The sequence below is a fragment of the Luteibacter sp. Sphag1AF genome (genome assembly GCF_014192715.1).
Lineage (GTDB): Bacteria > Pseudomonadota > Gammaproteobacteria > Xanthomonadales > Rhodanobacteraceae > Luteibacter.
Genome location: NZ_JACHYH010000011.1, coordinates 66995 through 81864 on the forward strand (window position 1 = coordinate 66995; position 14870 = coordinate 81864).

Sequence of the window (14870 nt, forward strand, 5' to 3'; positions counted from 1 at the left end):
TTTTCGTGACGTGCCTGACAGGGATGGCGTTGCCAGCCCGCGTAGGCGAATTGCGTGCAAGCGGTGCACATGCCGACACAAGGCAGAGCACCAGCATCAGCGCGGCGCACCAACGGACGCACATGGCGTCGTGCATGCGGGGGCCAGTACGGGGGCAGGGTGCGTGTTTCAATCGCTTCTCTTCCTTGTGCGCGCCTGCGAGTGCAGGTGGCGGACCAACCATGTCCGCGCGTCTTTATAGCATGTCGCTCTCGCTCGCTTGCCACGCGTCCGGCACGTTCTGCCGGCGCGTGTTGCGATGTCTTACTGCGGAATCAGGTAGCTGAGCGCTTCTCGCCCGCAACCCATGTGTCGCGACACAGTTGACCACCGATCCAGTAAGACAACTCCGCCGGGTGGCGCACGTCCCACACGGCCAGATCGGCACGACTGCCAGGTGCGAGCGTGCCGCGATCATCCAGCCCCAGCGCCCGCGCAGCATGCACGGTGGTGCCACGCAGTGCTTCTTCGGGGGTCATGCGAAACAGCGTGCAGGCCATGCTCATGGCCAGACGCAACGACAGCACAGGCGAGGTGCCTGGATTGAGATCGCTGGCCACGGCCATGGGCACACCATGGCGACGGAAGGCATCAATGGGAGGCGGGCGCGTATCGCGCAACGCGTAGTAGGCACCCGGCAACATCACGGCAACGGTGCCTTTGTCTGCCATCGCGCGGATGCCGTCTTCGCTGGCCCATTCCATGTGATCGGCAGACAGGCCATCGAACTCGGCCACGAGTGCCGCGCCACTCAGGTCGGACAACTGCTCGGCATGCAGTTTCACCGGCACACCCAGTTCGCGTGCGCGTTCAAACAGCCGGCGCGTTTCTGCCGGGGTGAAGCCGATGCTCTCGCAGAAGGCATCCACCGCATCGACCAGCTCTTCTTCCACCAGGGCGGGCAGCATCGTGTCGCACACCAGGCTGACGTAGTCGTCGCGGCGCTCGCGGTATTCCGGTGGCAACGCGTGCAGACCAAGAAAGGTGGTGCGTACGGTGATGCCAAGCTGGCGCCCGATGCGTCGCGCCACGCGCAGCATGCGGCGTTCGGCATCCGGTTCCAGTCCGTAGCCCGATTTGATTTCCAGCGTGGTCACGCCATCGCTCAGCAACGCCCGGGCGCGCGGCAGCGATTGTTTCAGCAGCTCGTCTTCGCTTGCCGTGCGCGTGGCACGCACGCTGGATACGATGCCGCCGCCCTGTCGCGCGATGTCCTCATACGAGGCGCCTTCGAGCCGCTGCTCAAACTCCGTGGCGCGGTCGCCACCGAAGACCAGGTGCGTGTGGCAGTCGATCAGTCCTGGCGTGACCCATGCACCGTCCAGCGAGGTGACCCGATGGGCGAGGTCATGCGGTGCAGCGGACAGCTCGCTCATGGCGCCCACGTAAGCAACCACGCCATCGCGCATGCCGATGGCGGCGTTCTCCACGGTGCCGTAAGGGCGGCCGTTGTCCGTCATGGTGGCGAGGTTCGCGTTGATCAGCAGGTGATCCATGCGGTTGTCGGTGCTCATGGCTTCGATGCCTCACCGGCATCGGATTGCCGGGTCTGTTCTTGTTCGTAAGCGGCGATCAGGTGATTCGCCAGTGCCTTGTATACGGGGACGCGACACACCAGTGACGATACGGCGCGCGCCAGCAGGCAGGCGGCCATGATCGGCAGCGCCATTTGCCGGTTGGCGGTCAGTTCCAGGGAAATGACGGTCGCGGTCAGCGGCGCCTGGGTCACGCCGGTCAGATAGGCGGCCATGCCCAGCAGCACGATGGCGGGTGCATCGGAGCCGGGGAGCAGGGAGGCGACGTTTTCCCCCAGGCCCGCACCCACGGCCAGCGCAGGGGAAAAAATGCCGCCGGGAATGCCCGCCCATGACGATGCGATGTTGCCGAGAAACTTCAGCAGGCCAAACGCGGGGCCGGTGTCCGGATGTCCCTGAAGGATGTCCTGTGCCTGTGCGTAGCCCGTGCCATACAGGCCCTGCTGACTGAGCAGGCTGAGAAACACCAGGGCAAGTCCGCACGCCGCTGCAAACAGCACCGGCTGGCGTGCCCGCACGCGGCCGATGAATCCGCGAAAGCCCCGTGCATCGGGAATGATGGCGCGTGCGAACAATCCGCCCAATGCGCCGCCGAGTACACCGGTCAGCAGCACCGCGATCCATGCACGGCCCAGTGGCAACGACGCGGAGATGTCGCCGAAGTAGGCGTAGTTGCCCATGATGCCCAGCGACACGACGCCCGCGACGATCACGGCAGTCAGCAGCGTGCCGCTCATGCGATGCTCGAACGTGCCCGACATTTCCTCGATGGCGAACACCACGCCTGCCAGCGGCGTGTTGAAGGCGGCCGCCAGGCCCGCGGCGGACCCGGCCAGGATGAACCGCCCGGCCGAGGTCGCATCGGAAAAGCCGAAGCGGCGACCCAGCGAAAACAGGATGCCCGCACCCACGTGCACCGTGGGCCCTTCGCGACCGACCGACGCGCCGCCGAGCAGGGCAGCGAGCGTGAGCGCCATCTTGCCCACTGCCACGCGCAGCGACAGAAGGCGTGAGCGGAATCCGTCGTCTTCGATCTTCAGTGCCGCAATTGCCTGCGGAATGCCCGATCCACGCGTGGCTTTCAGTGCGCCTTGCGTCAGCCAGCACAGCAGCGCGAATGTCGCGGGCGTGATCAGCAGTGGCCAGAAGCGATTGTGCTCAACCACGCCGTGAAAGATGCTGAAGGCGTAGTCGGCCGCGCGTGCGAAGAGCACGGCTGCCAGGCCCACGGCGACGGCACCGGCCCAGAACAGGAGGCGTCGTCGCCACTGCTCGGGTGACAGCCATTCGTGCTGTCCCAACTGACGGACCCGCTCGCGCACCGAGGTTCGCGGTGTCTCCTGCGGGATACTCATCGCGGTTCGGGTGTGCGCGACCAGCGCACCTGGTACAGATCGAAACGACGGTCCTTCAGATTCTGCACGGCGCCGGAGTTGCGCGCCCGTGCCAGATTTTCCAGACGAAGATCCGCAAACAGCACGGTTTCGATATTGGGCGTGGAATCGGCGGCGATGCCATCGCGTGCGAACGGGAAGTCGCTGGGCGTGAGGATGCAGCTCTGTCCGTACTGGATGTCGAAATTGTTGACGCCCGGCAGATTGCCCACATTGCCCGACAGCACTACGTAGCACTGGTTTTCAATGGCACGGGCCTGCGAACAGTAACGCACACGCAGATAGCCCTCGCGCACGTCGGTGCAGAAGGGTACGAAAAGAATCAATGCCCCCTGGTCGGTGAGGTGGCGCGCCACTTCGGGAAACTCCGAGTCGTAGCAGATCATCACGCCGATGGGGCCGCAGTCGGTTTGCACGGTGGCCGCCGAGTCACCGCCGCTGATATTCCACACGTTGCGTTCGCTGGGTGTGGGGTGCAGCTTTTCACGCTCGTGCACCGAGCCGTCGCGCAGGCAGACATAGCAGACATTGTGAATGTCGCCATTCGGCTGGCGGGTGGGATGCGAGCCGCCGATGATGTTGATGTTGTAGTGAACGGCCAGCCGGTGAAATAGCTCCTTCACTTCATCGGTGTATTCGGAAAGGCGGCGGATCGAATCGACCGGCGACAGTTCCGCGTTTTCGATGGACAGCAGCTGCAACGTGATCAGCTCCGGGAACGCCACGAAGTCCGCGTCGTAATCGGCGGCGATGTCCACGAAGTATTCGACCTGTCGGGCAAACTCGTCGAACGAGGAAATGCGGCGCTGCTGATATTGCACGGACGCCACGCGCACCGAGTCCGGCAGGCGATGGCTTTGCGAAACCCTGGGCACGTCCGGTTGATCCAGCAGGCGTGGATTGCGCCACACCAGATGCGCGGCATAGCCCAGTGATTCGTGATCCGATGGCACGTACTCGCGGAGCAGTCCGATCACTTCAAACCCGTTGCGCAATTGAAAGCTCAACGTCTGATCGCGGCGACGGCCTTCGACCACCGCCTGCACATAGGCTTCGGCGCTGCCGTATCGCTGGATGGCGCGCGCCAGGCCCGGGATGCGTCCACCGAAGACGATGCCGCGCAGTTTCAGGTCGGTGCAAAGTCGCTTGCGCGCCATGTACAGGCGCTGGCCGATGCGCATGCCCCGGTAGTCCGGATGCACCACCACTTCCATGCCATAGAGCCAGTCGCCCTTGGGATCGTGGCGCGAGGCGAAGCCGCCGCCGGTGATCTGCATCCAGGTGTGTGGCGACAGCGCCACGGCCTCGGCGATGCGGAACGTGGCGCAGAAGCCGACGATCACGCCTTCGTACTCCACCACGAACTGACCTTCGGGGAAGTGGGTCTGCTGGCCCTGGAGCATTTCCGCCGAGTGTCCCCACTCGGGCGTGTAAACCCGCGCCGTGAGGGCGACGAGTTGGGGGACATCGGCCGGGCGCGCCTGGCGCACGAGCAGCTTGGGGGTCTGGTCGGAGTAGACGGCGTTCATGGGCTCATTATGGATGGTTCGTAAGCGGGTTGGGGCATGGCGACTGGTTGGACCGCGCCCCGGAGGACTACCATCGGCTTTTCGTCCTGAAGGAAGTGTCCATGTCCGTCCCTCCACTGCATGCCGGAAATATTTGGCACGACCGAGGTTGGCGCCCGGCATCGCAGGCACCCGGGATCGTGGATGGGCGCTTTGCCAGAAGCACGGCGGCCGACACGCCGGGACGATTCATCGTTCCCGGCATGCCCAACCTCCATTCCCACGCTTTCCAGCGGGCCATGGCGGGTCTGGCCGAGCAGCGCGGGCCGGGCGATGACAGTTTCTGGACATGGCGCGAAACGATGTATGCGTTCGCCGCCGCGCTGGAGCCTGACGATGTTCGCGTGATCGCCACGCAGCTGTACATCGAGATGCTCAAGGCCGGGTACACCCATGTCTGCGAATTCCATTACCTGCATCACGCACCCAACGGTGCGCGCTACGCCAATCCTGCGGCCATGTCGCTGGCGTTGATTGAAGCGGCAAAAGACGCCGGCATCGGTCTCACCCTGCTGCCCGTGTTGTACATGACCGGTGGTTTCGACGGGCGCCCGCTGGGCGAGCGGCAGCGGCGTTTCCATCACGATGTGGGCCAGTACGTGGCGTTGCTTGAGCAACTGAAGCCGCTGGAAAACCCCATGCTGAACATCGGCATTGCGCTGCATTCGCTGCGCGCGGTGCCGCCGGAAGCCATGCGCGCGGTGCTCGCTACCAGCGTGGCGCGCGACATGCCCGTGCATATCCATATCGCCGAGCAGATTGGCGAAGTGCAGGATTGCCTGGCCATCCGGGGCACCACGCCCGTGGCGTGGTTGCTGGATAACGCCCAGGTCGACGAACGCTGGACCCTCGTCCATGCCACTCACCTCACGGGCCACGAAACCCAGCGTCTGGCGAAAAGCGGGGCCGTGGCTGGCCTGTGTCCCACCACCGAGGCCAACCTCGGGGACGGCCTGTTCCCGCTGGCCGATTACCTGGATGCCGGCGGTTGCCTGGGTATCGGGTCGGACTCGCATATCTCCGTGTCGCCGGTGGAGGAGCTGCGCTGGCTGGAATACGGCCAGCGTCTGGCCACGCGCCATCGCAACATCAGCGCCCGCAAGGCGGGTGACAGCGTGGGCGCCACGCTGTGGCAGGCCTCGCTGGCGGGTGGGGCGCGTGCCAGCGGGCTCGCGCTGGGCGCCATCACGGACGGCGCGCGTGCCGATCTGCTGGTGCTGGACGATGCCTCGCCGTTGCTGGTGGCCCGCGAAGGCACGGACGTGATGGACAGCTTCCTCTTCGCCGGCAATACGCCGCTGGTGCGCGACGTGATGGTCGCGGGGCAATGGCGCGTGCGGGATTTCTCGCATCCACGCGAAGCGGAGTCTGCGGCAGACTACCGTCGCGTGGTGGAGCGACTGGCAAGCCTCTGAAGCGGGATGCACGCCGCACAACCCCTGTGATCTGCATCGGCCTGCCTGAAAACGGGCCGATCCACATGCCACAATCGGTCTCCCTTCGCCCAGGAAAGGACGCCTGATGCGCTCCACCGCCTTGAGGGCCGTTGCGCTTGCGCTGCTGTCCGCCCTGTTTTTCACCCTGACCTACGTGCTCAACCGTGCGGTGGTGAGTTCAGGTGGCCACTGGCAGTGGGCTGTGGTTGGCCGCTATCTCATCACCTTGCCGTTGCTGGCTCTGGTGCTGCCGTTTCAGGGTGGCGCGGGCGCGTTTCCTGCCGAATTGCGGCGCCATCCGCGTCCCTGGTTCCTGTGGAGCAGTGTGGGTTTCGTGCTGTTTGGCGTGCCGCTGACCTGGGCGGCCAGCAGCGGGCCGTCCTGGCTGATTGCGGGAAGTTTCCAGTCCACGGTGCTGGCCGGGCCATTGCTCGCGCCGCTGATCTATCGCGACCACCGTGGTCATCTTTCCTTGCGCACGCTGGCCGTGGGTGCGTTGATCGTGGCGGGCGTCCTCACCCTGCAACTGGGGCATGCGCACGGATCGCTGGACATGAATGCATGGCTGGCCGTGGGTGCGGTGGTGTTCGCCGCGTTCGCCTATCCGTTGGGCAACCGGATGATCATGTTGCACCTGGAGCGCAGTGGCACGCAGTTGAGTGCCGTGCAGCGCGTGTTCGGCATGACCCTGTGCAGCTGGCCGCTGTGGCTGGTACTGGCAATCGTCACGTGGATGACCCTCGGGCCGCCCACGGGGACGGAGCTTCTGCTGGCCGGTGGCGTGGCGTTGTCCTCGGGTGTGGTGGCGACGGTGCTCTTCTTCCACGCGACCGCGATGGTAGGGCGTCAGCCCACCGCGCTGGCTGCGGTGGAAGCGATGCAGGCAGCCGAGCTGCTGTTTGCCACGATCATCGGGCTGGTGTTTCTCCATGAAGCGCTGCCGGGGCCGGTGGCATCGCTGGGTGCCGTGGCCATCGTGATCGGCATCGTGTTGTTCGCATGGATGAGCGGTCGCGACAGTAGCACCGACCCCCATGTGGCTGACGAAGCGGCCACCGACCGGGGCGCTTGACGCAACGCACACGCCAACGCGGTACCCTTCGTTTGCCGAATTGCCGCAGGAGCGCGAAACATGAAATGGCTCAGTCCCGCATGGTTGCTGCTTCTTCCTCTGTCCATGGGTGCTGCGGTCACACCGCCGCCCGTCATGCATGGCACCCGCGCACCGGAGCCTGAGCCGATGAAAACGTTTCGCTGGCGCGACGATGCGGCCGGTTACAGCTTCGTGGGGCCGCCGCGTTGGGCCGGACGGGTCAAGGCGGTGCCCATGGATGCGAAATCACTGGCCGCCTCGGGTGCCACCAGTGGCGTCACGTTTGTGGATACCGAGCACTCGCAGACCCTGCTGATTCTTCTGGCCACGGATGACGAGCGGTCAGCGGCGCTGGTGTCCACATCTGGCGTGCACGAACTGTCCCGCCATGGCGGTCACGTGCTGGCGGTGAAGGATGGCCCCACCCGGCAGACCTTCGCCCGCGACGCGATGATGCTGACTCCGGAAGAGCGTGATGCGGCCATCGTGTGGGATGGCGCGACGGGCGGCGAAGTCACCCGCTGATCCTTCCGCCCTGAGGGCATCGGCGGCTGGCGATTGAGTCGCCAGACATATCGAAGAATCCGTCTGGCTATATCGACCGCAAAGGAACCCAGCCGTAAGCTGGTACTCCTTAAGGCACCTCCCGTGCCACCCCGGAGACACTCAAGTGGACGGCTCTTCCGGCCCGATCCCCGTTGCGCAGGACCTGCGCATCCGCCATGGCACCCCGGCGTTCCGCCGCACCAACCTGGCCCTGTTCGCGGCGGGATTCGCGACGTTTGGCCTGATGTACTGCGTGCAGCCGCTGATGCCCGATTTCTCGCGCGTGTTCGGTGTCAGCGCTGCGGCAAGCAGCCTGTCGCTGTCCTTCACCACAGGCGTGCTCGCCATGGCGATGCTCTTCGCGGGCGCGATTTCCGACGTGCGTGGCCGCAAGCCGATCATGCTGGCCTCGTTGCTTGGCTCATCCATTCTCGTGCTGCTGACCGCCGTGGCGCCCACCTGGGGCAGCCTGCTGGTGCTGCGCGCGCTGCTTGGTCTCACGCTGGCAGGCCTGCCAGCCGTGGCCATGACTTATGTGAGCGAGGAAATTCATCCCGAGTCGCTGGGATTCGCGATGGGCCTGTACATCGGCGGCAATGCGCTGGGCGGCATGGGTGGCCGACTCATTTCCGGATTCGCTGCCGACCATGCCTCCTGGCGCGTGGCAGTCGGCGTACTCGGCGGTCTGGGTCTGCTTGCGGCGTGGCTGGTTGCGCGCGGCCTGCCGGCATCGCGTCACTTCCAGATTCGCCGTGCCAGCCCGAAAGCACTGGCCAGTTCGTTCGGATCACTGTGGCGCGACAAGGGGCTGCCGTGGCTGTTCGCTGAAGGCTTCCTGCTGATGGGCGCCTTCGTCACCATCTACAACTACGTGGCCTATCGCCTGCTGGCACCGCCATTCGGTCTTACCCAATCGCACGTCGGCGCGATCTTCATGGTCTACGTCATCGGCGTGGGCAGTTCCACATGGATGGGCACGCTCGCCGGCAAGCTCGGTCGCGGACGCGTGCTGTGGACCACCTTCGTACTGATGCTTGGCGGCGTGGCGCTGACCTTGAGCGCGTGGCTTCCGGCCATCATTGCGGGCATCGCCATGCTGACCTTCGGCTTTTTCGGCGGTCACTCCATCGCGAGCAGCTGGGTTGGCAAGCGGGCTGATCGGGCACGGGCGCAAGCCTCGTCGCTGTACCTGTTTTCCTATTACATGGGCTCCAGCGTCGCCGGTTCACTGGGTGGTCTGGCTTGGTCGCGCTGGGGCTGGCATGGTGTGGCCGTGTATGTCGGCACGCTGGTCGTGCTGGCACTGGGCATTGCACTGAAGCTGCGGCGCCTGCCGGGTTGATCAGGAGCGTTCGGCCAGCAACAGACGGATGAACTGGTGCACCAGTGGTGAGGCATCGTCACGACGACGCACCACCTGCACATCGCTGGCTGCATCGGATGATGCGATGGGTACGAAGCGCACGCCTTCCACGTGGATGTGGCGCAGTGACGACGGCAGCAGCGCCACGCCAAGACCTGCCGCCACCAGGCCGATGATGGTCGAGGCTTCACCCGCTTCCTGACTGATTTGCGGCGCAAAGCCCGCGTGCCGGCACATCGCCAGCACTTGCCGGCGAATGCCTGTTCCTGCGGCACTGGCAAACACCACGAACGCTTCGCCAGCAAGGTCGGCCATGTTCAGGCTGGTGCGCGTTGCATCGGCGAGCAGGGAATGATCCGCACGGATCACCACGACCAGCGGGTCTGCGAACAGCGGCTCGGACAACAGCGTGTCCGGCAGCTCCGTGGGCCGGAGGATGCCCACTTCCTGACGGCCATCGAGCAACGCTTCCACCTGTTGCAGCGTATTGCGCTCTTCCAGCACCAGATGCACCGCAGGGAAGGCCTGGCGAAATGCGCGGATGGCCTGCGGAATCATCGCGGTGAGTGGCGTGGAGCGCGTGAACGCGACGCGCAGTTCGCCCACTTCGCCGCGCTCTGCACGGCGGGCCAGATCGGTGGCCTGTTCCATGCGCGCGACGATGTCGCGCGCCGCTTCCAGATACACCGACCCGGCGGCCGTCAGTTCCACGCGCCGGTTGGTCCGGCGCAACAGGCGTACGCCAAGCATCCGTTCAAGGTCGCGGATCTGCTGACTGAGTGGCGGCTGGGACATGCCCAGCCGCTCGGCAGCGCGGCTGAAATGAAGCTCATCAGCCACCGCGATGAAATAGCGAAGATGACGCAGTTCGATACTCATCGCGAGGCGGCCGGTGCTCAGTCTGGCCGGATGCGGATCAGGCCTTCCTGCGCGGTGGACGCCACCAGGCGACCGTCGCGCGTGTAGATCATGCCGCGTGCCAGGCCACGCGCACCCTGCGTGGTGGGGCTGTCGAACGAATACAGCAGCCACTCGTCGATGCGGAACGGACGGTGGAACCACAGCGCGTGATCCAGGCTGGCCATCTGCATGTTGCGGCTGAGGTAGGAGATGCCGTGCGGCAGCGTGGCCGTGCCGATGAGGTGGAAGTCCGATGCGTACGCAAGCAGCGCACGATGCAGGGCCTGCGCGTCGTTGATGGGCGCGGTCAGCCGGAACCAGATGTGCTGATATGGCGGACGCTTGGCCGGGTTCATTTCATCGCGCGGCCACACGTGGCGAAACTCGAACGGACCATCAATGCCAAGCCAGCGCTGCATTTTTTCCGGCAGCGCAGCGAGCTTTTCCGCCGACAGCGGATGCATCGGCTCGATGTCTTCCGGAGCGGGCACTTCGGGCATGGACAACTGGTGCTCGAAACCCTGTTCGGGCTCCTGAAACGACACCGATCCGTTGAGGATGGGCTGGCCGTGCTGGATGGCCACCACGCGGCGTGCCGAGAACGTGCCGCCGTCGCGTGTTCGTTCCACGCTGTAGACGATGGGGGCGTTGATGTCGCCTGCGCGCAGGAAATAGGCGTGCAGCGAATGCGCTTCGCGTTTCGGGTCGACCGTGCGCTGCGCCGCCGAAAGTGCCTGGCCAAGCACCTGGCCTCCGAACACGTAGCGTGTGCCGATGTCCCGGCTCTGACCCCGGAAGAGATTGTCTTCCAGTCGTTCCAGTTCGAGCAGGTCGACGAGTTCGGCGACGTGGTTGTCCGACATGCGTATAGCCCTTGAAAGCAGATGCGTTGGAAGGGGTCTGGAGTATAGCGGCAGCTAAGGGGCGGCCCACCGTTTCAGTGGCACGCGTTTCGTGACGGCGTCCCACGGGAACATCGGGCCCGGATCGCGCTTGCGAGGCACGCTCTGTGAAGGATCGTCGCTGGCGGGCACCACGGCCAGATCCAGGTCTTCATGGCCTGCAATCAGCTTCAACGAGGGGAAGCGCTCACGCAGGATGGCCAGCAGGTCGCACAACGCGTCGATCTGCGCGGCGGGATAGGGCTCGGTCATTACCTGGTTGTCCGAACGGAACCACTCGGGGAAACGGCCGGTGTTGACCAGTTCGATGCCGATGGAGCGCGGGTTGAAGCCGCGCGTATGGTTGGCCACGCGCAGCGGATCGACATAGCACAGCAGCGTGCCGTCGCGATCCACGTAGTAATGGCCGCTGTTGCCCACGCCGCTGTCGTAGAGCGCCTTTTCACCGTATTCCCGCGCCGTGGCCAGGTCGGGCAGTTCGGTGCAGTGGATGACGACCAGATCCACCTGTTCAGGCAGGCGTACGGGCAGCAGGGATTCGTAGGGCAGGGGACAGGCGTGAATGTCGTTCATGCGGGCCAGTTTCGCATGGCCGGGCGGGGAGGCGGCCGGGTTGCTACCATACGCAGTCATCAAGCGTACGGAGACCGCCATGCGCGGCCACATCATTCTTTCCCATGGCTCGGACAGCGGCCCGGACGCGACCAAAGTCAGCGTGCTGGCCGCTGTCGCCGAATCGCTCGGCTGGACGACCGCCCGTCCCGACTATCGGGAAGACGACCACCTGGGCTACGCCGGCTGCATCGCGCCCCGCCTTGAGCGTCTGGGCGCGGCCATCGCGGCCTCGCCGACGCCTCCGGTGCTGGTGGGATCGAGCATGGGCGCGTTCGTCTCCGGCCTGGCCTCGCTGGATGCGCCGGTTGCCGGCGTGTTCCTGCTGGCGCTGCCGGCGTCCATTCCGGGTTACGCGCGTCCGTTTTCGGCCCGTCAGGGCGTACCGTCCTTCCTCATCCACGGCTATGCCGACGACGTGTGCCCGGCAGACGCCGCCATCGCCTATGCCCGCGGCGCCGGCATGCCCGCGCTGCTGCTCGACGACGACCATCGTCTGAGCGCCACCTTGCCCCTCATTGAAACCCAGTTCCGCGTCTTTCTTGCGGCACTCTCTGGAGACACCGCATGACCGCTTTTTTCGCCACGTGCCCCAAAGGCCTGGAATATCTGCTGCGCGACGAACTGGTGGCCCTGGGCGCCAGCGACGTCCGCGAGGCGCTGGCAGGCGTTTATTTTTCGGGCGAACTGGCGACCGCGTATCGCGCGTGCCTGTGGTCGCGACTGGCCAGCCGCATCCTCATGCCGCTGGCGGAATTTGAAGCGGGTGATCCGGAAGCGCTGTATGAAGGCGTGCAGTCCATCGACTGGTCCGAGCATCTTGCAGCCCATGGCACCGTCGCCGTGGATGCCGTCACCGCGCAGAGCAAGCTCACCCACAGCCAGTTCATCGCGCTGAAGGTGAAGGACGCCGTGGTCGATCAGTTCCGCGACCGCAGTGGCGCCCGTCCCGACGTGGACCCGCAGGAGCCGGACGTGCGCATCAACCTGCGCCTGCGTCGCGATCGCGCCACGTTGTCGCTGGACCTGTCCGGCCTGCCGCTGCACCGTCGCGGCTGGCGTGAAGTGCAGGGCGAAGCACCGCTGAAGGAAAACCTCGCTGCCGCCATGCTGATGCGTGGCCAGTGGCCGGCCATCTACGCCGAAGGCGGCGCGCTGGTCGATCCCATGTGCGGCTCGGGCACGCTGCTGATCGAAGGCGCGCTGATGGTTGCCGACGTTGCGCCCGGCCTGCGCCGCGAATACTTTGGTTTCCTGGGCTGGCTCAAGCACGACATCATCACCTGGCGCAGCCTGTTCGACGAAGCGCGTGCGCGCGCGGACGAAGGCCTGCGCAATCTGCGCCCGGTGTTCTTCGGCAGCGACACCGATCCGAAAATGGTGCAGACGGCCAAGCTCAATGCCCAGGTGGCGGGCGTGTCCGGCTTCATGCACCTGGATCGCCGCGATGCCGCGCACATTGCGCCGCCGCCGGAAACCCCGCGCGGCCTGGTCATCACCAACCCGCCGTACGGCGAGCGCCTGGGCGACCGCGCCGAACTGCCGGTGCTGTACCGCGATTTCGGGCAGACGCTGCGTGACCGCTTCAAGGGCTGGCGCGCAGCCGTGCTCGCCGGTGACGAAGAGCTGGGTCGTGCGCTGCGCCTGCGCCCGGACAAACGTTACGCGTTGTACAACGGCGCGCTGGAAACGCCGCTGCTCACCTTTGAACTGAACACGCACGACGCACCGGCACGCGAACTGAAGCCGTTGTCCGAAGGCGCGCAGATGCTGCGCAACCGTCTTGAAAAGAACGTGCGTCACCTGCGCAAGCGCCTGACCCGCGAAGGCATCGAATGCTATCGCGCATACGATCAGGACCTGCCCGAATACGCCGCTGCCATCGACGTCTACGGCGACTGGCTGCACATCCAGGAATACAAGGCACCCGACGATGTGCCCGTCGATGTGGCACGTACCCGCATGCGTGAAATCGCGCGCGTGGCCAGCGACGTGCTGGGCATCCCGCGCGACCGCGTGGCAGTAAAGACGCGCGAGCGCGGCAAGGGTGGTTCGAAGTACGGCCAGTTCGACCAGAAGGGCGAATTCATCGAGGTTGCCGAGGGTGGCCTGAAGTTCCTCGTGAACCTTACCGACTACCTCGACACCGGCCTGTTCATCGACCATCGCTTGGTGCGCGCGAAGATCCGGGAACTTGCCTCCGGCAAGCACTTCCTGAACCTGTTTGCCTATACCGCCACGGCCAGCGTGTACGCGGCAGCGGGCGGTGCGCGCGACACCACCAGCGTCGATCTGTCGGCCACCTATCTGGACTGGGCGTCGAAAAACCTGGCATTGAACGACTTCACCGGCAGCCGCCATCGCCTTGTTCAGGAAGACGCGTTGGAGTTCATTCAGAAGCGCTCGATGATGTACGGCCTGATTTACGTCGATCCGCCGACCTTCTCCAACTCCAAGCGGGCTGACGATTTTGACGTTCAGCGCGATCACGTGAAGCTGCTGATGGCCTGCAAGGAGCGGCTGCTTCCGGATGGCATCATTGTTTTCTCAAACAATTTCCGCCGTTTCAAGCTTGATCACGAAGCGCTGGACCCCCATTTCTCTATTGAGAACTGGAGTGCCCCGAGCATCCCGTTCGACTTCACGCGACGGGCGGACATCCACGGGTGCTGGCTGTTGCGCCATCCCTATGTGAACCCGTGGGGCAAAAACCCTTAAGTAGCTATTCAGTGCGCTGGCGCGACGCTAACACCACCAGCCGGAGGTCACCTCAAATGAAACGTCAGTTCCTCAAATCCACCATCGCGCTTGCCGCCGCGGGCCTGATGGCTTTCGCACCCAGCGCCTTCGCGTGGGATCACGGCAGGGGCGGTGGTTGGGGCGGCGGTTACGGTGGTGGTTATCACGGTGGTTATTACCGCGGCGGTGGCGGCTACTATCGTGGCGGTGGCCATTACGACAGCGCAGGTCGCTGGATCGCAGGCGCCATCATTGCGGGCGCGGTGGTCGGCCTCGTTGCCAACGCAACGGCGCCGCGCACGGTGTATTACGACCAGCCGGTCGTTTACAGCCGCCCTGCAACGGTCGTGTATGAACAGCCGGCACCGGTGGTTGTCGAACGTCGGGTGTATGAAACCCGCACCGTCGTCAACGATGGTTACACCACGCGCTATGTTCGCGACGACGGTTACTACGGCAATTGATGCCTGAGCGTCACTGTTGAAGAAACGCCCTCTCTGAACTCTGACCCCCGGAAGTTGGACACCCGTCCAATCTCCGGGGGTTAGTTCATTGGGCCGGTCTTTTTTTGCATGTTCGCGGCGCGCATCTGTGTGGCGCTTCGCAGGTGCTGGCAACAGAGCTAGCGGCGCATTACCGGCCCGCGGTGTTCCATGGCCATCTGCTGCTGCATGACCAGGTCCCGTTCCATTGCCTGCTGCATGGCTATGTCGTCCATCTGTTGCACCCGTTCCATGCTTTCC

At 64.9% G+C, this 14870-nt stretch carries 13 protein-coding genes; 7 read left to right on the forward strand and 6 right to left on the reverse strand.

Annotated elements, in window-relative coordinates:
- Positions 1 to 314: 314 nt before the first annotated feature.
- From hutI to FHW69_RS18045, 3 genes are read right to left on the reverse strand one after another with little or no spacing between them, the layout of a single operon-like run.
- Positions 315 to 1553: an imidazolonepropionase gene (hutI, locus tag FHW69_RS18035; protein WP_183424498.1), complete on the reverse strand. Its 1239-nt coding sequence runs from the start codon at positions 1551 to 1553 to the stop codon at positions 315 to 317.
- The gene (locus tag FHW69_RS18040; protein ID WP_183424499.1) at positions 1550 to 2929 is read right to left on the reverse strand and encodes a chloride channel protein; all 1380 of its coding nucleotides are present in this window, start codon (positions 2927 to 2929) and stop codon (positions 1550 to 1552) included. The genes hutI and FHW69_RS18040 overlap by 4 nt, the downstream gene beginning before the upstream one ends.
- Positions 2926 to 4497 carry a bifunctional GNAT family N-acetyltransferase/carbon-nitrogen hydrolase family protein gene (locus FHW69_RS18045; RefSeq protein WP_183424500.1) on the reverse strand — a complete coding sequence of 524 codons (1572 nt, stop codon included), beginning with the start codon at positions 4495 to 4497 and terminating at the stop codon, positions 2926 to 2928. Before FHW69_RS18045 ends, FHW69_RS18040 begins: the two co-directional genes overlap by 4 nt.
- A gap of 101 nt (positions 4498 to 4598) precedes the next feature.
- On the opposite strand from FHW69_RS18045, the gene FHW69_RS18050 reads away from it, so the two are divergent.
- The 4 genes from FHW69_RS18050 (at position 4599) to FHW69_RS18065 (ending at position 8953) form a co-directional block, all read left to right on the forward strand.
- Positions 4599 to 5951 (forward strand): formimidoylglutamate deiminase, encoded by a 1353-nt coding sequence (locus tag FHW69_RS18050; protein WP_183424501.1) that lies wholly within the window; start codon positions 4599 to 4601, stop codon positions 5949 to 5951.
- A gap of 106 nt (positions 5952 to 6057) precedes the next feature.
- Complete coding sequence (locus FHW69_RS18055; protein WP_183424502.1) at positions 6058 to 7044, forward strand: multidrug resistance efflux transporter family protein; 987 nt, start codon at positions 6058 to 6060, stop codon at positions 7042 to 7044.
- A gap of 60 nt (positions 7045 to 7104) precedes the next feature.
- The gene (locus FHW69_RS18060) at positions 7105 to 7590 is read left to right on the forward strand and encodes a hypothetical protein (protein ID WP_183424503.1); all 486 of its coding nucleotides are present in this window, start codon (positions 7105 to 7107) and stop codon (positions 7588 to 7590) included.
- 145 nt (positions 7591 to 7735) lie between these two features.
- Positions 7736 to 8953 carry an MFS transporter gene (locus tag FHW69_RS18065; protein ID WP_343204049.1) on the forward strand — a complete coding sequence of 406 codons (1218 nt, stop codon included), beginning with the start codon at positions 7736 to 7738 and terminating at the stop codon, positions 8951 to 8953.
- On the opposite strand, the gene FHW69_RS18070 is transcribed toward FHW69_RS18065, so the two are convergent.
- The 3 genes from FHW69_RS18070 to FHW69_RS18080 are packed head-to-tail and all read right to left on the reverse strand — an operon-like array spanning position 8954 to position 11349.
- Entirely contained in the window at positions 8954 to 9853 is a 900-nt protein-coding gene (locus tag FHW69_RS18070) for a LysR substrate-binding domain-containing protein (protein WP_183424504.1), read from the reverse strand.
- A 17-nt stretch (positions 9854 to 9870) separates the two neighbouring features.
- Positions 9871 to 10737, reverse strand: coding sequence for an acyl-CoA thioesterase II (tesB, locus tag FHW69_RS18075; RefSeq protein ID WP_183424505.1), 867 nt, complete (start codon positions 10735 to 10737; stop codon positions 9871 to 9873).
- Positions 10738 to 10791: 54 nt separating this feature from the next.
- The gene (locus FHW69_RS18080; protein WP_183424506.1) at positions 10792 to 11349 is read right to left on the reverse strand and encodes an N-acetylmuramoyl-L-alanine amidase; all 558 of its coding nucleotides are present in this window, start codon (positions 11347 to 11349) and stop codon (positions 10792 to 10794) included.
- 79 nt (positions 11350 to 11428) lie between these two features.
- On the opposite strand from FHW69_RS18080, the gene FHW69_RS18085 reads away from it, so the two are divergent.
- From FHW69_RS18085 to FHW69_RS18095, 3 genes are read left to right on the forward strand one after another with little or no spacing between them, the layout of a single operon-like run.
- Entirely contained in the window at positions 11429 to 11959 is a 531-nt protein-coding gene (locus tag FHW69_RS18085) for an alpha/beta hydrolase (RefSeq protein WP_183424507.1), read from the forward strand.
- The gene (rlmKL, locus tag FHW69_RS18090; RefSeq protein ID WP_183424508.1) at positions 11956 to 14106 is read left to right on the forward strand and encodes a bifunctional 23S rRNA (guanine(2069)-N(7))-methyltransferase RlmK/23S rRNA (guanine(2445)-N(2))-methyltransferase RlmL; all 2151 of its coding nucleotides are present in this window, start codon (positions 11956 to 11958) and stop codon (positions 14104 to 14106) included. The genes FHW69_RS18085 and rlmKL overlap by 4 nt, the downstream gene beginning before the upstream one ends.
- Positions 14107 to 14162: 56 nt before the next feature.
- A complete protein-coding gene (locus tag FHW69_RS18095) occupies positions 14163 to 14591 on the forward strand; it encodes a hypothetical protein (protein ID WP_183424509.1) in 429 nt (142 codons plus the stop codon).
- Positions 14592 to 14870: the final 279 nt, after the last annotated feature.